22 protein-coding genes are annotated in these 21,890 nt (G+C 67.7%); 7 read left to right on the plus strand and 15 right to left on the minus strand.

Annotated elements, in window-relative coordinates:
• Positions 1–10 precede the first annotated feature (10 nt).
• From hsdR to QHF84_RS02305, 15 genes are all read right to left on the minus strand, one after another.
• Positions 11–3,421 carry a type I restriction-modification system endonuclease gene (gene hsdR, locus QHF84_RS02235; protein WP_281311469.1) on the minus strand — a complete coding sequence of 1,137 codons (3,411 nt, stop codon included), beginning with the start codon at positions 3,419–3,421 and terminating at the stop codon, positions 11–13.
• 107 nt (positions 3,422–3,528) lie between these two features.
• Positions 3,529–4,506, minus strand: a complete 978-nt coding sequence (locus QHF84_RS02240; RefSeq protein ID WP_281311470.1) for a hypothetical protein — start codon at positions 4,504–4,506, stop codon at positions 3,529–3,531.
• Between the two features lie 279 nt (positions 4,507–4,785).
• Positions 4,786–5,967: a tetratricopeptide repeat protein gene (locus tag QHF84_RS02245; protein ID WP_281311471.1), complete on the minus strand. Its 1,182-nt coding sequence runs from the start codon at positions 5,965–5,967 to the stop codon at positions 4,786–4,788.
• Positions 5,968–6,062: 95 nt separating this feature from the next.
• The gene (locus tag QHF84_RS02250) at positions 6,063–6,446 is read right to left on the minus strand and encodes a helix-turn-helix domain-containing protein (RefSeq protein WP_281311472.1); all 384 of its coding nucleotides are present in this window, start codon (positions 6,444–6,446) and stop codon (positions 6,063–6,065) included.
• On the minus strand, positions 6,446–7,294 hold the full coding sequence (locus QHF84_RS02255; protein ID WP_281311473.1) for a hypothetical protein: 849 nt from the start codon (positions 7,292–7,294) through the stop codon (positions 6,446–6,448). The genes QHF84_RS02250 and QHF84_RS02255 overlap by 1 nt, the downstream gene beginning before the upstream one ends.
• A 389-nt stretch (positions 7,295–7,683) precedes the next feature.
• Positions 7,684–8,709 carry an RNA polymerase sigma factor gene (locus tag QHF84_RS02260; RefSeq protein WP_281311474.1) on the minus strand — a complete coding sequence of 342 codons (1,026 nt, stop codon included), beginning with the start codon at positions 8,707–8,709 and terminating at the stop codon, positions 7,684–7,686.
• Positions 8,710–8,829: 120 nt separating this feature from the next.
• Entirely contained in the window at positions 8,830–9,048 is a 219-nt protein-coding gene (locus tag QHF84_RS02265) for a hypothetical protein (RefSeq protein WP_281311475.1), read from the minus strand.
• Positions 9,048–9,248: a hypothetical protein gene (locus tag QHF84_RS02270; RefSeq protein WP_281311476.1), complete on the minus strand. Its 201-nt coding sequence runs from the start codon at positions 9,246–9,248 to the stop codon at positions 9,048–9,050. The genes QHF84_RS02265 and QHF84_RS02270 overlap by 1 nt, the downstream gene beginning before the upstream one ends.
• On the minus strand, positions 9,229–9,549 hold the full coding sequence (locus tag QHF84_RS02275; protein ID WP_281311477.1) for a hypothetical protein: 321 nt from the start codon (positions 9,547–9,549) through the stop codon (positions 9,229–9,231). The genes QHF84_RS02270 and QHF84_RS02275 overlap by 20 nt, the downstream gene beginning before the upstream one ends.
• On the minus strand, positions 9,546–10,217 hold the full coding sequence (locus tag QHF84_RS02280; protein ID WP_281311478.1) for a hypothetical protein: 672 nt from the start codon (positions 10,215–10,217) through the stop codon (positions 9,546–9,548). Before QHF84_RS02280 ends, QHF84_RS02275 begins: the two co-directional genes overlap by 4 nt.
• Before the next feature lie 60 nt (positions 10,218–10,277).
• Entirely contained in the window at positions 10,278–11,126 is an 849-nt protein-coding gene (locus QHF84_RS02285) for a site-specific DNA-methyltransferase (RefSeq protein WP_281311479.1), read from the minus strand.
• Positions 11,127–11,265: 139 nt separating this feature from the next.
• The gene (locus QHF84_RS02290) at positions 11,266–11,535 is read right to left on the minus strand and encodes a hypothetical protein (protein ID WP_281311480.1); all 270 of its coding nucleotides are present in this window, start codon (positions 11,533–11,535) and stop codon (positions 11,266–11,268) included.
• On the minus strand, positions 11,532–11,732 hold the full coding sequence (locus QHF84_RS02295) for a hypothetical protein (protein WP_281311481.1): 201 nt from the start codon (positions 11,730–11,732) through the stop codon (positions 11,532–11,534). Before QHF84_RS02295 ends, QHF84_RS02290 begins: the two co-directional genes overlap by 4 nt.
• The gene (locus tag QHF84_RS02300) at positions 11,729–11,977 is read right to left on the minus strand and encodes a hypothetical protein (protein WP_281311482.1); all 249 of its coding nucleotides are present in this window, start codon (positions 11,975–11,977) and stop codon (positions 11,729–11,731) included. Before QHF84_RS02300 ends, QHF84_RS02295 begins: the two co-directional genes overlap by 4 nt.
• Complete coding sequence (locus QHF84_RS02305) at positions 11,974–12,585, minus strand: hypothetical protein (protein ID WP_281311483.1); 612 nt, start codon at positions 12,583–12,585, stop codon at positions 11,974–11,976. The genes QHF84_RS02300 and QHF84_RS02305 overlap by 4 nt, the downstream gene beginning before the upstream one ends.
• 343 nt (positions 12,586–12,928) lie before the next feature.
• Between QHF84_RS02305 and QHF84_RS02310 the strand changes: the two genes are divergently transcribed.
• From QHF84_RS02310 to QHF84_RS02340, 7 genes are all read left to right on the plus strand, one after another.
• Complete coding sequence (locus QHF84_RS02310; RefSeq protein ID WP_281311484.1) at positions 12,929–13,513, plus strand: hypothetical protein; 585 nt, start codon at positions 12,929–12,931, stop codon at positions 13,511–13,513.
• 141 nt (positions 13,514–13,654) lie between these two features.
• On the plus strand, positions 13,655–14,578 hold the full coding sequence (locus QHF84_RS02315; protein ID WP_281311485.1) for a bifunctional DNA primase/polymerase: 924 nt from the start codon (positions 13,655–13,657) through the stop codon (positions 14,576–14,578).
• A complete protein-coding gene (locus QHF84_RS02320) occupies positions 14,575–15,792 on the plus strand; it encodes a virulence-associated E family protein (RefSeq protein ID WP_281311486.1) in 1,218 nt (405 codons plus the stop codon). Before QHF84_RS02315 ends, QHF84_RS02320 begins: the two co-directional genes overlap by 4 nt.
• A gap of 1,163 nt (positions 15,793–16,955) precedes the next feature.
• Positions 16,956–17,738 (plus strand): hypothetical protein, encoded by a 783-nt coding sequence (locus tag QHF84_RS02325; RefSeq protein WP_281311487.1) that lies wholly within the window; start codon positions 16,956–16,958, stop codon positions 17,736–17,738.
• Positions 17,735–18,814: a hypothetical protein gene (locus QHF84_RS02330; RefSeq protein ID WP_281311488.1), complete on the plus strand. Its 1,080-nt coding sequence runs from the start codon at positions 17,735–17,737 to the stop codon at positions 18,812–18,814. Before QHF84_RS02325 ends, QHF84_RS02330 begins: the two co-directional genes overlap by 4 nt.
• Positions 18,815–18,824: 10 nt before the next feature.
• Positions 18,825–19,361 (plus strand): hypothetical protein, encoded by a 537-nt coding sequence (locus QHF84_RS02335; protein WP_281311489.1) that lies wholly within the window; start codon positions 18,825–18,827, stop codon positions 19,359–19,361.
• 1,893 nt (positions 19,362–21,254) lie between these two features.
• On the plus strand, positions 21,255–21,716 hold the full coding sequence (locus QHF84_RS02340; RefSeq protein ID WP_281311490.1) for a hypothetical protein: 462 nt from the start codon (positions 21,255–21,257) through the stop codon (positions 21,714–21,716).
• Positions 21,717–21,890: the final 174 nt, after the last annotated feature.

Raw genomic sequence — 21,890 nt, forward strand, 5'->3', positions numbered from 1 at the left:
CCTCCCTTCGTCACCCCGCGTCCTTCCAGACCTCTTCCCGCAGATCCCCGAGGATCGCGTCGAGCTTCCCACCAAACACCTTGTCGAGGTGCTTGAACCCGCCGTTCGATTTGAACGCCTCGCTCGCGTCGATCGTGTCGCGATCCACGACCCGCTCGCGTTCGAGCTGCTTGCCGATGCGCTGGAGCCACTGCCGCTGGATCGACGTCCAGCCCGGTCGCGCGAGGATCTTCGCCGTCGCCCGCGCGACGCGCTCCTCGTACGGAACCAGCGGATCCCCGAGCGCAGCCTTGCGGATGTAGCCGATAATCGACGCCGCGATGTCCGCGTTCGACGCCTGCCGCCACGCCGCCTGCAAGGCCGCCTCGGTGTAACCCTTCGCGTCGAGCGCGAGGAGGAGCTCGCGCAGCGCCGCGCGCGTGAGGTCCCGCGGGCGCTGCGTGACGACCACAAGGGCCGGGATCTTGTTCATGTTCTCCCGCAGGAACGCGGAAAAACTGTCGAGGTAGTCCTCGGGGCGCGTCCCCTTGCCGTAACCGACCTCGACGGCCACGACCCGATCGGCATGGTCGGAGACGAGCAGCGGACGCGCCTCGCCGAACCGCCCGTCGAGCAGCGGCACGAGGTACCCATGCTGCCCGAACCACGCCGCGGCCTCCTCGGGGGTCTGCCGGCGAAGCATCGCGGCGAGGGACGGCGGGGACATCGAGGCGATGCCCTCGAAGCGGGAGAGGTCGTCCCCCTTCAACGCCGGCGCCCTCCGCCGGAGCTTGGCGACGAGCTGATCGAGCGCGAGCTTGCGCGCCTCGGGGTCCGCGTGCCCGAGCTCCGCGACGAGCTGCGCGAAGGAGACCGAAGGCGAAGGCGCGACGGGCTTCATCTCCGTGTATTGCTCCAGGGCGTCGTAGAGCTCCACGGCGTCGAAAATGCGGAAAACCGTCTTCCCGATTTCGGGGCATAGCCGCGTCGCGCGACCGAGTATCTGCTCGTAAAGAATGCGGCTCTTCACGCGGCGAAGAAAGACGAGGTTCGAGATCCGCGGCACGTCGATCCCCGTCGTGAGCAGATCGACCGTGATCGCCACGTTCGGCAGGCGCTCGTTCTTGTACTCGCGGATCCGCTGGAGGGGCTTGTCGCTGCTGCCCGTGATCTTCTTGACCGCGTCGTTGTCGATCGCGCCGTACTTCGCCGTAAACGCCTCGCGAAGCAGGCGCTCGACGAGCTGCGCATGGTCGTCGTTCACTGCGAAGACGAGCGTCTTCGCGTCGCCCATCGGGTCGATGTGCTCCGCGAGCGCCTCGCAGACGACACGATTGAAGTTCTCCGTGATGACGTTGCGGTTGAAGCCGTCGATCTCGATCTTGACCTCGTCTGCGAGGTGGATCAGGTCGAGCTGCGCCTTGCCGGGATCATAGACCTTGACGTCCTCGCCCTTGGCCCACTGGATCCCCTTCTGCGCGAGCTCCGTCACGATACGGATAGGCGGCTCGTGGTCGACGAGCATCCCATCGATCACGGCCTCGCGGTACGAGTAGCGGAACGCGGGAGCGCCGAAAATTTCGGTCGTATGCAGCGCGGGCGTGGCCGTAAGGCCGATCTTCACCGCGTCGAAGTGGTCGAGCACGCGCCGATACTTCGAGATGTAATCGTCGAAATCGCGGAATCCAAGCTCGGTCTCGGAGAGCTCCCGATCGAGCGTGTAGCCGCGATGGCATTCGTCGACGACGAGGCAGTCGTATTGATCGACCGGCGGGACGTCCGCGGGATCCGTGGCGTTGAGAACGCGCTTCACGAGGCTTTGCACCGTGGCGATGTGGAGCTTCGTGTCGCTCTCGGGCTTGATGTCCCCGAGCTCCTTCATGTCGAAGATCTGATGGAACGACTGCAGGTTTTCGAGCCGCGTCTCCTTGAACGCATCGCCCGTCTGCTCGCCGAGCGCGCTTCGATCGACGAGGAAAAGCACGCGGCGGAAGCGCTTCGCCTTGATGAGCCGATACACGAGCCCGATCGCGGTCTTCGTCTTGCCGGTTCCCGTGGCCATGGCGACGAGGCAGCTCGGGTTTCCCGCCGCGATCGCGGCCTCGACAGCCTGGATCGCGCGGATTTGGTAGTCGCGCAGGCCGAGGTAGCTGGTCGGCTCGCTGCGGAGCTTGTCATGGGCCGCGTCGATGTCCTGCTTCATCAGGGCTTCGAGGCCCTCGGGCGAATACCAGCCCTGGAGCGGCTTCTTGGGGTTCTCGTCGCGGCGGGCGTCGCGGAACCAGATGCCGCTCTTCTCTTTGACCTGCTCGAGGTACGGCCGGCCGTTCGTGGCGAAGAGAAACGGCACGTGGTGCCTCTTTTTCCCCCACGTCCCCCCGACGAGCTCCGCCCCGTCCTTCGCGACGAACCCGACGCTGTAGCGCTGTGCCTGATCGAGCGTGCCGGCGACGTCCTTGTGGAGCCGCTTCGCCTCGACCACGCCGAGGGCCACTGTGCCGACGAAGAGCACGTAATCGGCCCGGCCGTTCTCCGTGGGCCACTCGGCGATGGCGCGGTTTTTCCCCTTCTCGGGCCGCGCGCCGCGCTTGTAGGAGAGCCGCTCGGAATCGACCTCCCACCCGACCGCGCGGAGCTGCTCGTCGATGAGCCGGCGCGTCGCGGCCTCGTCGAGGTAGACATCGCGCGAGGCCTCGGCCGCGCGGGTGAGGAACTTCATCGTCTCGGCCGGTGCGGCGGCGGCCTTGGCCTGAAGCGCAGCCAGCTCGGCCTCGATCGCGGCCTTCTGCTTCGCGACGGCCTCCACGTCCTTCGCGCGCCGCTCGGCTTCCTCGGTGGCGAGCGCCTCCCACAGGGCCCGGTCCTCGGCCTCCTTCTGCGCGAGTTGCTCCGCCGTGAGCCGCTTCCGCGCCTCCTCCTCGGCGGCCGCGCGCATGGCCTCGACGTCGACCTTGCTCTTCGCGAGCTCCGCGCGCAGCGCCTCGAGCTCCTTCGCGAGCTCCGCGTCGTCCTTCGGCCCGGGAGGCGGGACGAACGGGCCCGGGTCGAACCTGCGATGGTTCCCGAACGAGCGCTGGAACCAGACGCCGAGCTCGCGGGCCATCTTGAGCTGATGCAAGGCCTCGTGATGGGAGCCCTGGACCTCGTGCGCGGCCTTGTTCCCGACGAGGCGCAGATCGTGGAAGATCTGCTTCGTGCGGACGTCGAGCGCGCCGCGGTCGTGGAGTCGATTGATCAGGATGGCCTGCGTGTCCTCGGCCGGTGACGTGTAGAGCCCAAGGCGCGCGGCCGCGTGCTTCGCGAGGAGCTCGCCGAACTGCCGCAGCTTGATGAGGCAGGTGTTGGGGTCGTCGGCGAAGTACCGCTCGGCCTGGGTGCCCAGGATGGCCAGGAGCGGGTCGTGGTGCGCGAGGTAGGCGAAGTTCGGGGAGGCTGTAGGCATCACATCACGAGGTGTCCCAGGCCTGGAGAGAGGCAAGCCTATGGAACATCACGTCGTGAGCGGATGGAACCAGAAACAGAGCGGGCGGGGGCGAGCTCGCCGCGAGGTTATTCCGCCGGGGCCTTTGCCGGGGCCATGCAGCACCACGTGACGGCGCCGGCGTCGTCGAGCTCCACCGTTCCGAAGGCCCCGCCCCCGGAGGGTTGGCACTTCCCGGGCATGTACTGTAGGTCCGTGATCTCCTTGCTTCCGACGGGGCGCCCGGGCGGCAGGATGTCGTCGCACTCGTGGCTCGTGGACCCCATCGGGTCCGCCAGGATCTCGGACGAGCAAACCGAGTCCTCATAGAGCCGGAACGTCCCGTAACACATGCCCCCGGACGCCTTGCACTCGCACGGGCTGCACCCTCGCGAGTCCTTGATCGCGTCGTACGGATGGACGACGAACCGCTCCGCGTAGGGCGACCCATCGACGCAAGCGTGGACGCCCTCGCGACGCACGCAGTGCCGGAAGCCCGGGGGCAGCTCCCACTGGCACGACGTATCCGCCTCGCACGTCCACGGGGGCGCGGGCGGGCTCGCGCTGCACGAAAGCGCGACCTGACCCCACCATGGCGCGTCGTTCGTCGCCGAGGGGATGGGCAAAGGTTCAGGCTTGCAACCTTCGACCGGATCGGGCAGCGCCGACACGTAGACCGACTGCGCACACAGGATGCCGCTCCCCGGAGGACACTCCGCGCCGGCCGGGAGCGCGCCAGCGTTCGTGCAGGAGCCATCCCAACTGGCAGGCGCCCCGAACTCGATGGTGGGCGTCTGCGCCTCGTTGCACGAGCCCGCGCGGATGTGGATCTGGCCCGGCGTCGGTGAACAGGAGCCCTCGATCGGCCCGCACACGCACACGGGGCAACCTGAACTGTGGGGGGGCTGGAGGTCGGCATACGCGAGCGCGCCGAACGAGCCCACGTCATCGGGGCAGGTCAACTTCGCCTCGTCGTGCGGGCCGATCCAGAAGGGCTGCGGCGGCTCGAATCCGTCGGGCTCGTTCGGGATGCAGACGCCGCGGGGGGCGCACTTCTTCGAGCTCATGCCTCCATCGCTAGCCTCACCCGCGTCGCCCGCGTCAGTGCCGGCGTCGCAGTTGAACGCCAGGTCCTCGAACTCGGGCACGCACTCCCCCCGGTGAGCGCGACAGTCCGGATCATTATAGCTCGGATCCTCGGGATCCGTGGGGCAAGAGCTTTCAGATCTCCCCGTTCCTCCGCATGCTTGCATCGAGGACGAAAGCGCGATCGTCACGCCCAGCGCCGCCCCGAGCAGGGTTCGTCTCGCCATGCCTCCAGGGTACACGGAAAAACCATCCTCTCGCTAGAGGGACATCACCCCTGCAATATTAAGAGCCCCCCCGATCCGCAGCCCTTCCCACATCAGGAGGTCGTTCCGCACGGAATACGGCGCGGACGCGCGTCCCAGCACGTCGCCCCATGCCCGCACGCCAATGCGGCCCCGAAAAACCTCGCCACCCACTCGAAAACCACCTCCAAACGCTGAATCCACCCGCTCGGCGTTAGAAGACGCGACCACTGCCTCGACCTGGCCGAAGCCGCACAGAAAGAACGACAATCGAACGTGAACGCATGCCGGAATCGCTGCGGATAGGGACCACAAGGACAAACCCGGGGCCTGCTCCAGGGTGCCGAGCCCCCGCACGCCGCGGGCGTCAAGCCCCACGGAGATCCCGACGCGGCGCAGTTGCCATCGGACCTCGAAGAGGCCCACCGGGCCAAGCGCCACACCGGGCGCGTACTCCAGCGCGGCCGAGGCCCCGACGCCCACCAGGAAGCGGGGCGCTTCGGGCTCGGAAACGGCCGATGGCTTCACCGGGGGAGATGCCGGCGCGGGTCGTGGCGGCGCCGCGGGAGCCGGCGTCGGAGCCTTCTCCGGCTCGACCGGCGCACGCTGCATCTCGACGGCGAGCGCGATGTCCCCGCCCTTCGTCACGGTGAACGCCTGAACGTGGGGCACGTACCCCGGCGCCTCCGCCCGGAGCTCGTGCCGCCCGGGCTCGAGGTAGACCACGAACGCGGCCCCTCCCGCACCGGGCACCGGCTCTGCGTCGATGAGCACCACCGCGCCCACGACGTTCAACGTCACCCGCACCAGGCCGATCTCGTTCCGAGCACGCGCGAGCACGCGCCCGAACTTCTCGCGCTCGGCTTCCGTCTCGCCGCCGTTGCCCTGAATCGCATCGAGCAGGTGCGACGCCGCGCGCACCCAGTCCTTCGCGTCCGCCGCGAGCAGACCGAGGCGACCCAGCACCGTCGGCTCGTTGGGCCGGAGCTTCAGCGCGTAGAGGTACGCCTTCCGCGCATCATCGGGCCGTCCCTGGGCTCGTGCAGCGTCACCGAGGCGAACGAGCGTCGCGAAATCGAGGCCATGCGGCGCGGCAGTCTCCGTCGACGCAGCGCCCGGCTCGACCTGCGCAGCGGTCGCGGTAGCAAACACGAGCGAGGCGCAGACCACGCCGCCGACGACGAGAGAACGAGCCATCGAGCGGGTGTAATTGTCCGACAAACGGCTCGTGATGGCGAGTATCTTTTCCAGAAACGAGCACGCCAACGAGGGGCGTCCGTGCACGCCTGCTCTCAGGCTGGTGTCCGCGGACGGCGCACCGCGCCTCTTGCAGCAAGCCGCCGTACTCGGAACCCCGATGGCGGCGGCTTGGCGTCTGCAACGGATTCCAAGCGCTTGCGGACGCTGTCGAGTTCCTCCCGCGTAAACTCGCGCGTTGCGTCCATGAGAGCCCCGCGCTCATCCTCGATCACGTTGAGCAGATCGAATGCCTGCACGCCGAGCGCCCCGGCGATCGCGTAGAGCGTCTCGATCTTCGGGTTGACCCGCCCCTGCTCCAGGTTCGATAAATGCGTCTTCGACACATGAGCCGCCCTGGCCATCGCATCCAGGGACATATTCCGCCCGAGGCGCAGCTCCCGAACGCGACGCCCGATTGCCTCCTGAAACGGCGACATCACGACCTCCCCAGATCCACGGCACAATAGTAGAAAAGCCCACGCGGATCCTCGATAGCCGCAAAAGGATCCACGAACGGCGCCGGAAGAATCACCTCGTAAAGACGCAGGCGCCGCTGCGCCTCGAGCGCGCGTACGCTTCGATCGAATGCAGGGCGCGGTAGATTCGGAAACGCCGCACGAAGGACGGACAGCGGTACGCCTGGCACGCGGCGGTACCACGCGGCGAGGTCGGCGACTTTCCGAAGAACGTCTTTCCCGTCGGTGACGAGCGCGGCCGAGCGCGCCTCCAGAATCCGCGCGATCCGGACGTCCACCTCGACGAATGCATGCGCGGCGTCTTCGAGCGCGGCAAGCTGACGCAGAAGGACGCCGGCTTCCTGGTCCAGGCGCCTGCGCTGCGAGCCTGGCCCGCTCGATCCGTCGACCGGCGCGCAGAAGTAGAGAAGGCCCCGCTTCGCGTGCAGCAAGCCGCCGGCCCGCTCGATGGCTCGCGGCGCATGGTCGAGGCGAACGAGCACCACGAGGCCCAGCGCCTCCGCGTGGAGCAGAAGGGCGTCGAGCTCCGCCCGCGGGACGATCGGAAAGACCCGTCGCACCAGCGGGATCGGAATACCGGGCGCGTCTTCGTGCTCGGGACCGAGACGCTCGAGGGCCAGCATCAGGGGCCGCACGTCGCGACCGTGCCCCCGGCGCGCAAGCTGCTGGCGCAAGATGTCGACCGCGTCCGCCATCTCGTACCGGGAGAGCCGCGCCAATCGCTCGATGACCGCGGACGAGGAGGACCGCAGCCCGTGACGCCACGGCACGGGCACGGGCGCAGCGATACGCGTACGCGCCGCGCTCATGCGAACCTCTGCAGCCGCTCGAACACGCGCGCGAACCATCGCAGGCACGAGATCCGCGGCAACGAGGGCGGCCCCGGTTCCGTGTCCCGTTCGTCCCGAAGGCCCGCGCTCGGTAGCGTCTTTCGATCGAACACCATGCCAGGCTCGGTGGGCCTCTCGTCAGCCGATGAGCCCAACGGTCCGACAGGCGCGTCATCTATGTGTATCGGTTGCATGGACGCACCTCTCCGAATGCGGCGTCCTCATTCGAGGCGCGATCAATACGGATTGCGCGAGACGGCACGCAGAGCGGGCGCAGGAGCGGCCTTTTCCACTTGAGCGCGCGAGCAGGGGTCCCATTCCCTGCGCCCGCTCTGCGTGTCGTCTCGTCTGGTCGCTGAAAGCGCCGCCTACGGGCCGCCGCCGTGCGGCGGCGAGGCGTGCGGAGCCAGATTTGGCAGGTCTGGCATGGCCGCGAGCGGCGTATGCGGCGCAGTTCCTCGGCGTATGCGGCCTCTACGAGCGGTGTGCGGGGATTCCGGTTCCGATGACACCACGGGGGCGGCATCGATGGGCGGAGCCACGATCGGAGGCGCGCCGTCGCTGGGCCCCGTGGGCACGTACAGACCCGCGCGCGCTATCATCGGCGGGGGCTCCGGTCGTCGCGGCGTGACGAGCATCGCCAGACCGATGAGTCCGGCAAAGGCGAGGACGATGAGCCCCATGATCGCCGCGACGGTCCACGGATCGGCGGGCGGGAGCGGGATCGGCACGAAAAACGCGGGCATTGTCGGCGGCGGCCCCGAAGGGCCACCTGGGCCCCCGAGCTTCGGGCCGCGGCCCTCTGCCGCGAGCAAGGCGGCAAAGGAGGCGCGCGTGACGGGATCGAGCCCCAGGGCAAACGGCGCGATGATGATCGCGGTACGCTCGCTCTTGCGATCGATGTCGCGCCGCACGTCCGCCCGGCCACGGGCCAGCCAATGCTTCACGGCGGGCACGGTCGCGCCCATCTCGGCGGCCGCCTGCGCGACGGTGTACTCGTAGACGTCGCAGAGAATCACGGCCTGCCGATAGGGCTCGCGCAAGGCTTCGATCGCTAGAACGAGCGCGAGCGAGCGCTCGACGTCATGCCCCTGCGAGGGCGTGAGTTCGGCGGCCTCGGCCTCGCGCCGCCGCCGCCGAGCTGCACCGCGGCGAAGCCGCTGGGCGACGGCATGCGCGAGCCTCAACATCGCGACCCTCGGGCCACGCGGGTCTCGCATCACCTCGGGTGCGTTCGTCCAGATCGCGACGATCACCTCTTGCACCGCGTCCTCGTGCTCGGCCCCGGCGATGCCGAACCAGCAAAGCCAGCGCGGGAGCTCGAGGGCGAACCGTTCGTAGAGCTCTGCAAAGGCGAGGTCGCGGGGCTGCGTCTCGATGGGCGCGGGTATCACATTCCTATATGGCCCTCTCGGAGACGAATCGATCCTCCGCTCGGTCGATTTTTTTTCTCGTGGGAGAGCATCCGCCCTGGTCGGTCCAGGCTGACGCCTACAGACCCCGCGGATGTCGGATCAGCCGTGACGCTCGCGACGCTCGCGCAGGTTGCGCGCGGTCAGCCGCAGCACCTCGCGCGCCCGCGGCGACATGCAAAGCTCCAGGGCGGCAGCGACGCCGCGCGCGATGGCTATCTCGGGCTGCACGGGTGATGGCGTCGCCTCGTGCCACGCAGGCCCGCGCGCCGCTTCTTCCACGGCCTCGGCGAAGGCCCGGACAACCTCCTCCACTGCCATCAGCGCGGCTCCTTTCCGTTCCCCGCGTGCCAGAGCCCGAGTTCCGACGACTGCCAGGCCTGGCCATCACGAGCCAGCGTCGCCAGGGCTGCATCCACGCGCTTGAGCGGCAGACGGAGCAGCGTGGCGAGCAGCGACGCGCTCATGGGACCCCGCGCGGTGAGCTCCGCGCGGACCTGTTCACCGCACGTCGGCGTCATGCTCGCCTCGGGGAACGAAGGAACCAGGGGCGTGGACCCCCTCGAAGAGCTCGAAGGGCACCGGGCAGGCGAGCCCCGGATCATCGCCCTGCCAGAGCATGCCGCGGTACTCCTCGATGGGCTCTCGGTGCGCGGGCTTCAGGGCGGCGGTCCTTTCAGGGGCCTCGCTCCCCTCCGCGCGCGGGCGGATCTCTGCCTCTCCGTTCCGTGCGCGCGCCGCGAGCACGGTGTCCACCTCGACGCCCGCGAGCGCGCCGATCACGAACTCCACCGCCTCGGCCTTCCGGTCGTCGTCGCTCATGCCGCCCTCCTGAGGCCTGCAAGCCGCTCCAGGCGCAGCAGGTCCCGCACGTATCGATGCCCATCCCGCTCGGCGGCCTCGGTCGTGTCCGCCGCGCTCGCGAACAGAGCGACCGATCGAAGCGGCGGCGTGATCGCAAACTGCACCCGCGGCATGCCGGCCGTGTTCCTCGTGATCACCGCCTCCAGCTCGAGCGCCGTCAGGGTAAACGTCCCGATCCATCCTCGCGGGGCGCTCGCCATGGCCGACACCGGCCGAGGTGCCAGCGCGGCGAGCGCGCGGAGGTCGGCGCGACGACTCGGCCGAAGGGAACGCGTGCGCGCGGCAAACTCGGCCCCCGTCACGATGCCGAGGCGATGCAAGGTCGCGCGCTCGGAGGACTCGGACTCCAGCGCGCCGAAGACCGCTTCGCGCGCGGCCCTCAGAATCACCCGTTCCTCCGCGCCGTCCGCGCAGAGCGGCGGAAGCAGGGCGACCTCGCGCAGCTCTGGCGCCGGGCCGAGGTAGACCCGCGCATCCGTGCCGCGCGTGCGAATCGCCACGGCCTCGATTTCGAAGTCCGGATCGGCGAGCCGCCAAAGCAGCCGCCCGTCACGCTCTGCACCACGCAGCAATTCGATCAAATCCATTCGTTTCCCGAGCAAAAGCCCGAGATCATTGCTCATCATCCCGTTGTCCTTTCCGAACAAGCCCGATGGGCCTTCGTTTGGCGCGCCCAACGGGCGCCTTCATCCCTGCGCGAAGGACGACCGTCCTCGCGCTTCCTGATTGCTGCCCCGTGTAGCGAGCGCGGCAGCCTCCTCGCGCATCGCGGCGCGCGCGTCCTCGCAGATGCCTGGATCGATGTCGCAACCGATGAACCGCGCACCGACCCTCAGCGCTGCGACTCCGATCCCACCGCCTCCGACGAACGGATCGACGACGAGGCCTCCACGCGGCGCAACCACGCGAAGATGGCGCGCAACGAGCTCCGGAGGCTTCGGCGTCTGGTGGTTTTTCTTCTTCGGCGGCACGCGCCGCACGCTGTGGATGTTGCCTTCGTCCCCCGCGTGATACTCGGGCGCTCGGTTCACGAAGTGAAGGACCACCTCGTGCTGCGCACGAAATCCCTTGCCCAAGCCCGGCGTGAGCTTGTCCCAGACGAGCAGGTTCGAATACCGCAGCCCGCTCGACTCCAGCGCGGGCTTCAGCGCGTCGATCATCCGGTGATCGGTGAAGCATCCGAAGTGCCCCGAAGCGCGCAACACGCGAGCCGCGCGCACGGCGACCGACCGCAGCAGCCACACGAGGCCCGTGGTCCCCATGTTGTCATTGACGAACCAGCCAATGCGCTTGATCGTCTCGGCCTGAAGCATGCCACGGGCGCGCCGCTTGGCGCTCTCCAGGAACCCGCCCGAGCAATACGGCGGATCACACCACACGGCATCAGCGCACGCGGGCGGCAGGAACTCGAGGAACTCCAGGGCGTCCCCGCTCGTGATCGCCCACTCGGCCCGGCCCTCGATGACGTCCGCGATCGAGCCCTCGCGCGGCGCGATACGCGCCGCCGAGCCGTTGACTTCTTCGATGCAGTTCAAACTCTGTTCTCCCGGCGTCGGGCACACCTCGACGCCGACCCGAGCGCGCAGATGCCGCCCGAGTCCTGGTTTGTCTTTGCTTCTCGCCGCGCGTTATCTCGGCGCTTGTTCTGTCAGCGCCAGGGCGACGACGAGCAGATCACGCCTGGGCCTCTCCGCGTCCTTGCTTGAAGAACGCCAGCAGCAGCCTCGCCGCGTCGATCCTCCGCTCACGCGAAGCCGAATCGAGGAGCGCGGGCTGCGCGAGGTAACCGGCAAGCTCGTCCTCGACGGGCAGCACCTCGAGCTCCTGCGGCAGGCGGCCCGCTTCGTCGCACGCGAGGCAGGACCACGAGCGCCCGCCGACCACGATATCGAACGAGAGGCAATGACCGCAGGCGATGGGCTCGCCCTTCCGTCGGGTGCTCATCGCGGGCCCGCGCCCCTCTCCTGCGCCTCGGCGCGCTGCACGAGTTCCGCCGCGAGCGCCCGCGCGCGACCCGGCGTCATGCCCACGAGGACGTCCGCGTCGCCCTGCGTGATGTCGAGGATCACCATCCCCGCGTGGCCCTCGCCCTCATCGACGACGCGCACGGTGGGCGATTTGACCAGGAGAAGCCGCATCATCGTGCCACCTCCGCGACGTGTCGTGCCTCGTAGACATGAGGGATCGGACGGCCTTTCGAGGGTTCGTCCGCCTGCGCGTCGCTATTTCGCTCGCCGTACGTCGCGGCGATGTCGAACGCCTCGGCCGCCTTCCGCGCATACGAAGACGCGAGCCGCCCGTCTCCCACGCTTGCCGATTGTCGTGCGAACACGAGCTGCTCTTGCCCCTGGCGCAGGTAGCTGTCGGCCGCTTCTGCATTGGTCATGCACATCGTCCCGTCCCCGGATGCTCCAGCCATCCGCCATCGGTCAGCGTCTCTCCACCCATTCGCATCCTCTCCTGTTCCCAGCACGCCGCAACGTCATCGAGCAGTGCACGACGCCGCACATGCGCAGCCCCCACCTCCTCGGCCCCCAGCTCGCCCCGAGGATGCGCGGCGCATTCTTCGGCCTCGATAGCAGCCACGATCGACAACTCCATCGCCTGCCGCGCGACATCCACACCCGCGCCGCCATGCAATTCGCCTACGATTACCCGCGCGAGCCACCCAGCCGCCTGCTCGGCTTCGCCCTCGGCGATCCGTCGCCACGCCATCACGAGCATCTCCGCACTGGGGGCAGGCTCTTCCAACAGCGCCCAGCCGCCGCGCGCCCAAGTTTCCCCATGCTCGCGGGCGCGGCCGCTCACCCACGTCCAGATCGCGGGCCACCCGAGCGGCCCGAGAACGTCGCCGTCGAGCATGTCCTGGGCGAGACGCACGACTACGCGCAAAGCTTCGCCGTCCAGGGCAGGCCAGCGGCCCACGGCCCGCTCCGCGAAGGCAAGTGCATCACCAACGGCACGAAACCGCGGATCGTTGGATAGCCGTTTCATTCGCCTGCCTGCTCGCTCGGCCTGTTAGAGCTGCGCCCGCCCGGCCCGTTCGAGGCACTCACGCGTCCCCGGTCGGGCAGCAGAGACCGTCCGCGCCGATGCACGCGTGCAACGTGCACATTCCCGTGAAACGTCCCGCATGTCACGGCACAGCAATCACCGCCGACTGCGCGCCAGATGAAGGCCCACCCGTTAGTCATGATTTTCCATTTGGAGACCCCGCAGCCTCCCGCCGCCCCAGTTTCTAGGGGTTTGGCAAACGGTTCCAAAGTCGCGCATGTCGCGCCTTCGCGTCCCCCGCCAAACTCTCCCGACTTCGCATCGGCAGCACGAACGTTATTGAGTGCGTCGCACGTTGCACGACTGGAACGGATTGGTCAAGGCGGGTTTCACATTTCGCTCGTTGCGACACCCCACGCTCGGCCCCAGAGTCTCGGGCGTGGACAGCCCGGAGACAGAGGGGAATCTGAGGGAGCGTGTCCTGGCCGCATGGCGCGCGCTCCCGCCGGAAGGAAAACGGCACCAGCCGCCGAGCTTCCGCGCGCTCGAACAGCGTTATGGATTGCCCGGCGGAATCTTCTCCCGGGTGCTCAACGGGCATACCTCGGAAATCAAGCAGCGTAACGCGGAACGTATGGCCGCGGCGCTGAACGTCCCGTTGTCCTGGCTCTTGACCGGCAGCGCCGAGGAAAAGCCCAAGAGCTCGCCCCCGGCTGCCTCCTCGCACTCTCCAGAGGAGGCGCGCGCACTCGCGGCGCAGTGGGCAAGATGGGAAAACATCGACGAACGCGCGATCGAAATGGTTATGAGCGGCCCCGTCTACCCCTATTCTCCCCGGGTCTGGCTCTGCCTGATCGAGGTATATGAGGCGAACCTGCGCATAGCGCAATCGAAGCCACCAATACCTTCCGGACCATCGCACGGTTGACGTAAGTTTATCGTCCGTGCATCTTCCGACGCACAGAGCCGGCCGCGATCGTGCGCGGGCCGGCTACTGTGCTCCGAGGACTCCCCACGTGACGAGCTGACGGGCCGCGTGCTGCGCCCGTGCATTCTCGTGCGGAATGCAATGCCTTGCACCACCTTTCCGACGATTCATGCCTCCGCGGCCCTCTGGTATGCGGCTCGCGGCTGGCCCGTGTTTCCCGTCGCCTGGCCCGTGCTGCACCCGGACGGTGTTCGCTGCGCCTGCTTCCGCGGGCCTCGATGCGATCGCTTGGGGAAACACCCATGGGCGCCTCTCGCGCCGCATGGCCTGCGCGACGCGACGACGGACGCGCGGATCGTGAGCCACTGGTGGCGGCGTGCCCCTCGCGCGAGCGTCGGCGTGGTCCTCGGCGAGCGCGCGGGCGCGTGGGTGCTCGACATCGACGCGAAGGGCGGCGGGCTCGATACGCTCGCGGCGATCGAGCGCGAACATGGCCCGCTGCCTCCCACGCTTCGCGCAGCGACCGGCGGCGGAGGCTTTCACCTCGTCTTCCTCTGGCCCGGCCGGCGCGTCGTCCCGCGCGTCCATGCGCTTGGACCTGGCGTTGACGTGCGCGGAGACGGCTCCTACATCGTCGCGCCGCCCACGATGCACGCGAGCGGGCGGCCGTATCGATGGCTCGATCCCGCGGTACCGCTGCGAATGGCGCCCGCGTGGCTCGGGGAACGCGTGATGGCTCCCCCCGAGCAGCCCACGCCGTTTCGGCCGCTGCACTCGCGTTCTGCGTCGAGTGGGGCTTTCGTGTGCGATCGAGCGCGCGCGTACCTCCGCGCGTTACCGCCTGCGGTGAGCGGGCAAGGCGGCCACGACACGACGTTCCGCGCGGCCCTCGCGCTTGTGCGCGGCTTCGACCTCGAGCCGGCGGCCGCCCTCGCGCTGCTCGCCGAGGAGTACAACCCGCGCTGCCAGCCGCCGTGGAGCCGGAAGGCCCTCGAGCACAAGGTGGAGAGCGCGGCGCGGGCGCGCATCGAGCCGGGTTACCTGCTCCGAGGTCGCCGCGGATGAGCCCGGCGCGGAACGGAGAAGCCCCTCGATGGCAGGACGGGATCGCCCTCACCAACTCGGGCGGGATCAAACCGACCTATGGGAATCTCTGCCTGATCCTGCGCCACGTCTATGGCTCGCGGCTCGCCTACAACTTGATGCGGGCCGCGCCCTGTATCGACGAGCGGCCCTTTGGCGACGGCGATCTCGGGCGCCTGCGCGAGGACATCGAACGCCGATTCGCGGTGAGCTTCTCGGCCGAAAACCTCGGCATGGGCGTCCGTCAGATCGCCGAGGAACGTTCATTCCATCCCGTCCGGCGATACCTCGAAGGGCTCGCGTGGGATGGCGAGCTCCGGATCGCGCGGCTCCTCGCCGAGGTCTTCGAGGTGGCCGAGACGCCGCTCCATTGCTCGTACCTCCTGCGGTGGTTTGTCGGCTGCGTCGCGCGGGCCATCCGGCCGGGGTGCAAGCTCGATACGGCGCTCGTCCTCCTGGGGGAGCAGGGTGAGCGCAAGAGCACGTTTTTCGAGATTCTCGGCGGTGAGTGGTTCGCGGATACCGCCGTCGACATCTCCACGCGCCAGGGGCTCCTGCAGATCGCGGCGGCGTGGATCTACGAGTGGGCGGAACTCGAGCGCGTCACGTCGAAGAAGGCCGTCTCCGAGGTCAAGGCGTTTCTTTCGTCGCGGAAAGACGTCTTCGTCCCGCCCTACGGCCGCGGCGTCGTCGAGCATCCGCGGACGACGGTCATCGTCGGCAGCACGAACGAGAATCACATCCTCACGGACTCGACGGGGTCGCGCCGGTTCTGGGTCCTGCCCGTGCGGAGGCGGCTCAACTTCCGCGTTTTGGAGGCGTGGCGGGATCAGCTCTGGGCGGAGGCGGTCGCCTGGTACGTATCGGATCACCCGTGGTGGCTCGACGACGAGGAAGAGGCCGAGCGCGCGGCGGAGGCCACGGCCTACGAGATGGAGGACGCGTGGTTCCCGCTCGTGGAGCAGTGGCTCCGGGGCTTCATGCGACGGCACAATCCGCGCGATCCCGAGGATGCGATTACGACGACGCGGATCCTGTCTGCTGCGGTGGACCTCGAGCCCTGCAAGCAGGACAAGGCGGCGCAGCTGCGGACCGGGGCGATCATGCGGGCGCTGGGGTACGAGTCGGGGAAGATGTGGATTGGGGAGGGTGAGGGGCGGAGGAATCTGCGGGTGTGGAGGCTGAAAGCATCGTAGAAAGGCGGGGATTCGGGCTCGGTCCTGCCGATGGAGACTTGCATGTGTGACGCCGCTCAGAAGTTCGTTTTCCCCGCGGCAACGACCCCGCGCCCGCATCGAACTCCGATGCCCCCTTCCTGGGTGCGTCGCGTACGGAGGGGCTTGCCTGTTCGGCGCCGGTGTGCCACCGCAACGCGACGCGTTCATCGATACGGTGCTTTTAGGCGGATATCGTCGAGCCAGGCCCGAACCCCTGGATCGGCGTGGGTCCGGGCCTGGGCGGCGAGCGCGAGCGCCTCGTCCCAGCGCTCGTCCGCGGCCGCGAGCCTCGCCTGGTGGGCGAGGACGAAGATTCGCCAGGCAACAAGGCAAGGCCGAGGTCTGTGACGAGCTCTGCGAGAGCGCGCCTCCCCGCGGCGGCTCACTCCCACGCCCTCGCCGCGATCTGCCGCCCGAGGAAATCGAACGAGGGAACGGCAAACCGATCAGGGACCCGGCGATTCGCTGGAGGTCGGGCGCGAGGCGCGAGGGGGGCTCGCCTGCGTCAAGGCGCCCGAGGAGCGGGGAGCGCGGCGCCGCCCGCGACACGCAGCTCGGTCACGCGCTCCGCCCCCTCAAGCTTCGTGGCCGGCGCCATCGAGATCGACCCCTCACGCCCCCGGGGCGCGCGATCCGCGCTGCAATCACTCCTGCGGCAGGAACGAGCGCGCACTGGTCGCGCGCACGATCTGGTAGCCGGGGGCATCAGTTCTGAGCCGCTTCCGCTCCCGCGACGAGGACCGTGCGCTCCTCGTTGCGGACGTAGGAGTTGCGTTTACGGTAAGCATCTGCTCGGTAGGGCCCGCCCATGGAGTCATCGAGGAAGCGTGATCCTACCACGGGGGCAGGCGACCGGAAGGGGGGAGGCGAAGGCGTGGGCGGAGGCGGAGAACGCCAAGGGGGTCCACCGGTGCCAGGTGTGGGTGCGGAGAGCGGATCCGGGTGACGGCGCGGCAATTCTGGGCGGGGGTCCCGGGGTACACTCGGGGGCATTCCTGTAACCGTGCCTGGGTCGGGGCCTCTGGCGAACACCTCGGATTGTTGACAGGAACGCGCATGCCAGACTACATTCGAGCGGATCCATCTGGAGAATCCTCCGACCGAGGGGTGGGCTTGCCGTGTTCCGCATCCGAGCAGAGGTAATGCATGCGTTTCGGGCCGATGCCCACGCCACCTTCATCGAGGAGATGATGCGGCACCTCACGGGCTTCGCGCCCGAGGTGTGCAAATCGCTCGGCGGGGACAGGCTGCGCGAGGCGGTGCGAGAGGGCGTGACCCGCGCGGGGGCGTACGGCTTCACTTATCGTGGCCCAATCCGGCTCTTTCTGGAGTCCATGTTCGTCCTTGGCTCCGAGTTCGACGACGATCCGCAATACCCGTGGGCGGGGCAGGCGCTGCGGCAGCAGGACTTCCCCAACCAGATGTTCAAGGCCGGGCGGTTGGAGCACCTTTTGAGGGACTACGTCACGCAGGTGGCCGGACCGGACAACGCGTTGTCTCGACAAGCCCTCCTCCGACTCGAAGCGCTCGCCACGCGCTCCGATTTGATCTTCCACGCGTCGAGCTCGCGCTCGGACATCCTGGCCGCGTTCGGGGCGATCTTTCCGAGCAAGCTCCGCTTCATCGGTCAGGCTGCCGCCGAGGAGCTCGTGGATCGCGTGGAGGTGATGTCGCGATCGGTGTTCGGCGCATACCAGCCGCGCGCCTTGGCCGTCATGGCAGTCCTCGGGTTCTCGTTCGGCGTGGGCTTCGCAGATGATCCACTCCTGCCCTGGATCGGCGCGATCTTGCGGAGCGAGCATATCGAGGACGCCGCTACGAGGGCGCTACGCCTGGAGCGCAGCGCCGTCCTTCGGCTGAAGACCGTCAACAAGAACCTCGGCGTCACGCACGGCACCGTGGCGCTAGAGGAGGTCCGGACGTGACGACATCGATGCCTACGCCCACCAGCTCCGGCAATGGCGGATGCCCGGTGGGCCCTGGCCAGGCCACCTGCTGTCTGGGCCGTCTGGGAAGCCACGAGGTCGATGACCACTACAAGCGCGTGTTCCAAAAGTACGGCCGCAGCACGAGCTGGTTTCCGAGCAAGGCCGTCGCCACGGCGAACCTGCCCAAGGGCGTAACCTGGGAAACCTACTACTACCGCGACCGCTACCGCTTCCTGCTCGCGTACCAGACGAAGGCGGCGGCGTCAGGCACCGGCTTTACAGGCACGATCGACGTGACGTTGCGGGCACACGCCACGGTACATTCGACCCTCCCGAACTTGCTGTCATCTGCACCGGGCCTATTCACGACGGTGACCTCGCAGAGAATCACAGCGGCGTTCACGAGCTGGAATAACGCCGTCCAGAAGCACTGGACCAACCGCAACTACATCGTCGAGCTCGGGGCGCCCGATTGCCCGGGGACTTTCGCCATGAAATTCGCCCTCAAGCAGGAGAGCAACGCGGTGCGGGCGCATGTCACGTTCTCGGTCCTCGAAATGCAGCACCCGAACACAGACAAAGTCTGGGCCGCGGCCCTTGGCAATCCGGCCGATCCGCTCTACCACACGGCGCAGGACCTGGCGAAGGAGTGGCGTTCGAACGCGAAGAAGTTCAACATCGGCGACTCCCGAGGCGCCCTCGTCTTCGCGCACGAGTACGGTCATTGGATGGGATGGGGCGACGAGTACATCGAGGAGAGCGGGACCATGCCGCACCCAACGGCGAAGGGCAAGACCGTCGCCATGGAGACGAAAAGCAAGACCAACCACGTCTCGCTGCGCGTCGCGATCCGCATCAAGAACCCGACGAGGGTCTACCACAGCGCCCATGGTACGGATCAGGAGGATATCGACATTACGCCCAACGCCGTTCGGAATGGGTTGATGGCGAGCATGACCACGCCCCTCTATCCGGCGCGCTACGTATACACGATCGTCCACGACTTCATTCGGCTGTACAACAAAGATCATTACGGGGGCGGCACGACGGCCTATTGCAATGACGTCCGCTGAGAGCATTCACATGAACATCAGCCAGATCGACAGAGGCGTGACGTACTCGTACGCGATCGGTACACTCGCCGTCACCTACCTAAGCGGCAAGGACGCGGACGCGACCACGCCCGTCTTCGATATGAGCGTCGGCGAGATCACCCTACAGAACATGAGCGTTCGTCCGATCAACCTCAGATACGATGCTTCACAGACGCGCCATGGCGGCCACGACATCACGTTCGGCCCCCATGCGCAGGGGCCCCTCGTCGAGACGGAGCCCCTACCCCACGAAGATCCGCCCATCCCCGTGGATTACGATCTCGCGCCCGGGCAGAAGCTGCTGATCAGCCGCCGCGATTTCATGGACATCGTTTTGCGTGCAGGGGTCGACGTTCTCCAGAATGGCGATGTGTGTACGCGATTCGAGGCCGCGCTCCAGATCGACGGCGCCCTGCACACGCTGCAGTTCGGTCCGCACTGTTTCCACGTTGCGCTCGATCGGGACTGGGAACTGGAAAAGGAGCGCTACGTACAGTTTTTCCTCGACCGCGACCGAAGGGTGTAGAAAACCTGAACGATCCCGTCGAGGAGTGGGGTCTTGCGTCGGCGGCGTGTGCGTGGACGAGTCCGCAAAACCGCGGTTTGTCCGACATGGACATCATGCAGCCGCGTCATAGTCCGGCCAAACGAGCGCTCGACGGGTAAAACCAACGGTTTGTCCGAGATCCCGTTTGTCGGTCACCCTCACACACAACGGGCTCCCTGTGCCACCCTGCCCACGGATCGCGGCTTCGCCCGAGGTCGGGACCTCGGCAAACAGCTCCAAGAGACTGTGACGGAGCGCTAAGAAGCGGTTTGCAGCGCGCCGCCCCCAGCCACGGGGGCGCGAAGCACCTCGACCACCCGCTCACACAACCGCAGCGCCCTCGCCACCTGGAGCGGCCCCCCCTTCGCCGCCTCCCTCGCCAGCGCGACGAGCGCCTCCAGCCTGAGCACCCCCTCAACCACCTCGACCGCCCGCGCCGCCCCCTCGTCCTGCCCATCCGCCACGAGCCGCAGCGCCTCGATCGCCGCATGGACCAAATCTGGACCAAAATCTGACCTAACCTCTCGAACTTCCTCACGATCCCGATGCTCTTCTAAGCCGCGGGTCGCAGGTTCGAGTCCTGCCGGGCGTGCCCGCGAAATCGTTGAGGATTTCGCGCTACCCCCTCCAAGGTGTTGGTCCATATTTGGTCCATGGGGGGTGCGGCCTACACTCCCGTGCGTCGCCTTCGCGGCTGCCTTGAGGGCAGTTGCGCCGAGGTGGGAGTCGTGCGCAGGCCTCGGCCGTCGGCCGTCGTGGCGCCGCTCGGGGACGATCCCCGCCGCGGCGAGGTAGCTGTCCCAGGGGTTGACCTTGACGGCCTTGCCGTTCTTGTGGGTCGAGAACTGGAAGAGCACACCGACCCCGCGCCGGGCCCCGCGCGGACCAGGGAACGCCAGGGAGAGAGCGTTCCGAGGGCACCACGCGCGCGTTCCAGCGGGTTCGCCCGCGGTCGTTGTACCGGCCCAGCAGGCCAGGAGGGCGTCTCGTACTGCTACCCGCTCCCCCGTCAACTCCTGGTTTTGTACCGTTACAAGAGAAAGAGCGCGGATGTGCCGCAGAAATGAGGCGGTTTACGCTCCGGTACAACGTACCGGGCCCTTGACCGGGCGCGGCTACGACGGGTCCCCGTGTGGCCTACGGCGGTCGGACTCTCGAAGGGCAAGCGTCCCAGCGACGCCGATTCTCCTCATAGGTGCGTGCCCGTCGACCAGAGCGCACGCCCTTCCGCCGAGTAAATCACAACATTCCCGTCATCCTGCACGATGAGGTAGGCCCCTGGATGACGGTCGGTTCCTGAAGCCCAGACGGCTGCGCCATTGTGCGCGTACAGGACGAGATTCCCGTCGCTTTGCATGTAGCACCCCGTGATCGCCCAACGGCGCACGTTTCATATCGACTCCCCCTGTTCTTGCCCATGGGCTGCAGAGTTTTGCCGCTCCGGGCAGCATGTTGAGCGCTCGTGCGGCCGCGCCAAGCTGCCTTGCAGTTCCTCGAGCAAGTCCCGCTCGTACCTACCCGCATCCCCCTCCCCTCCCGCCTCTCCACCATCACCGCCAGCTCCTGCTCCGCCCGCCTCCACTGCTCCGCGGGCGCCGCATGCGCGACAATCTTTGCCACCGTCAGCGGCGCGCGCTGATCGTCGATGAGCCTCCCGATCAACGGGTGGATGAAACTTGAAAAAGAACGGTTCGCGGCCCTCGCGCAGGTTCCTCGCGAACGGAAAGCCCAAGGGAACACGGCGGAGTCCACGGGCCCATAGGCGCCCAACCTACGACATCGACACCGCAGCCCGCTTGCCGGCGTTGACGCGCGCGCGATGGAGCGACTATCGTCTGCTCGCGTATGCGTCCTCCGTATCCCTGGCTCCTCTTGGCTTCGCTCTTCGTCACCGCGTGCGGGTCGAGCGCAGGCCCTGGCAAAACTGCTGATTCCGCCGGTCCGGAGAGCGAGCGGACGGACAAGGCCAGGGAGTGCGATGCGGTCATCGCGATCATCAACAAGGGCATCAAGGACCTGAACGCGCCGTCGAACGAGGGCGACGATCCGACTGGCGCAAAGCAGCTTCGAGCGATGGCCGATACGCTGGATGCCGTAGCCCGGGACATCGAGGCCGTGGACGTGACGCGACCAGAGCTCGGCCGGAAGGTAACAGACTACGGGGATATGGCGCGAGATACCGCGAAGGCCGCGCGAGACCTGGCGCGTGCATCTGAGGCCAAGGACGCCCGCGGGATCAAGGCGGCACAGTCTGCGCTCGATACCGCTGTGAAGCGGGAGGATCCGCTGGTCGACAGCATCAATGCCTACTGCCAGGCCAAACAAGGTCCCTAAAGTCATCTCGTGAACCGTCCAGGAGCGTCCTGAGGTACACGACGATGCATCCGAGGTGGACGAAGCCGAGGAAATTCTCGGCGTGGCGCTCGTACCTTAGGTCACGTGGCTCAGCGGACGCCGAAAGCGACATGGCCACCGAAGTCGACGAGGGCGCGGGATAAAGTCTCCGGA

This window comes from Polyangium sp. y55x31 (genome assembly GCF_029946505.1).
Taxonomy (GTDB): domain Bacteria; phylum Myxococcota_A; class Polyangia; order Polyangiales; family Polyangiaceae; genus Polyangium.

Bases quoted from the DNA above. Each gene is read 5' to 3' on its own strand.
- hsdR (WP_281311469.1), bottom strand. From the start codon at position 3,421: ATGCCTACAGCCTCCCCGAACTTCGCCTACCTCGCGCACCACGACCCG.
- QHF84_RS02240 (WP_281311470.1), bottom strand. From the start codon at position 4,506: ATGAGCTCGAAGAAGTGCGCCCCCCGCGGCGTCTGCATCCCGAACGAG.
- QHF84_RS02245 (WP_281311471.1), bottom strand. From the start codon at position 5,967: ATGGCTCGTTCTCTCGTCGTCGGCGGCGTGGTCTGCGCCTCGCTCGTG.
- QHF84_RS02250 (WP_281311472.1), bottom strand. From the start codon at position 6,446: ATGTCGCCGTTTCAGGAGGCAATCGGGCGTCGCGTTCGGGAGCTGCGC.
- QHF84_RS02255 (WP_281311473.1), bottom strand. From the start codon at position 7,294: ATGAGCGCGGCGCGTACGCGTATCGCTGCGCCCGTGCCCGTGCCGTGG.
- QHF84_RS02265 (WP_281311475.1), bottom strand. From the start codon at position 9,048: ATGGCAGTGGAGGAGGTTGTCCGGGCCTTCGCCGAGGCCGTGGAAGAA.
- QHF84_RS02270 (WP_281311476.1), bottom strand. From the start codon at position 9,248: ATGACGCCGACGTGCGGTGAACAGGTCCGCGCGGAGCTCACCGCGCGG.
- QHF84_RS02275 (WP_281311477.1), bottom strand. From the start codon at position 9,549: ATGAGCGACGACGACCGGAAGGCCGAGGCGGTGGAGTTCGTGATCGGC.
- QHF84_RS02280 (WP_281311478.1), bottom strand. From the start codon at position 10,217: ATGATGAGCAATGATCTCGGGCTTTTGCTCGGGAAACGAATGGATTTG.
- QHF84_RS02290 (WP_281311480.1), bottom strand. From the start codon at position 11,535: ATGAGCACCCGACGGAAGGGCGAGCCCATCGCCTGCGGTCATTGCCTC.
- QHF84_RS02295 (WP_281311481.1), bottom strand. From the start codon at position 11,732: ATGATGCGGCTTCTCCTGGTCAAATCGCCCACCGTGCGCGTCGTCGAT.
- QHF84_RS02300 (WP_281311482.1), bottom strand. From the start codon at position 11,977: ATGACCAATGCAGAAGCGGCCGACAGCTACCTGCGCCAGGGGCAAGAG.
- QHF84_RS02305 (WP_281311483.1), bottom strand. From the start codon at position 12,585: ATGAAACGGCTATCCAACGATCCGCGGTTTCGTGCCGTTGGTGATGCA.
- QHF84_RS02315 (WP_281311485.1), top strand. From the start codon at position 13,655: ATGCCTTGCACCACCTTTCCGACGATTCATGCCTCCGCGGCCCTCTGG.
- QHF84_RS02320 (WP_281311486.1), top strand. From the start codon at position 14,575: ATGAGCCCGGCGCGGAACGGAGAAGCCCCTCGATGGCAGGACGGGATC.
- QHF84_RS02325 (WP_281311487.1), top strand. From the start codon at position 16,956: ATGCATGCGTTTCGGGCCGATGCCCACGCCACCTTCATCGAGGAGATG.
- QHF84_RS02335 (WP_281311489.1), top strand. From the start codon at position 18,825: ATGAACATCAGCCAGATCGACAGAGGCGTGACGTACTCGTACGCGATC.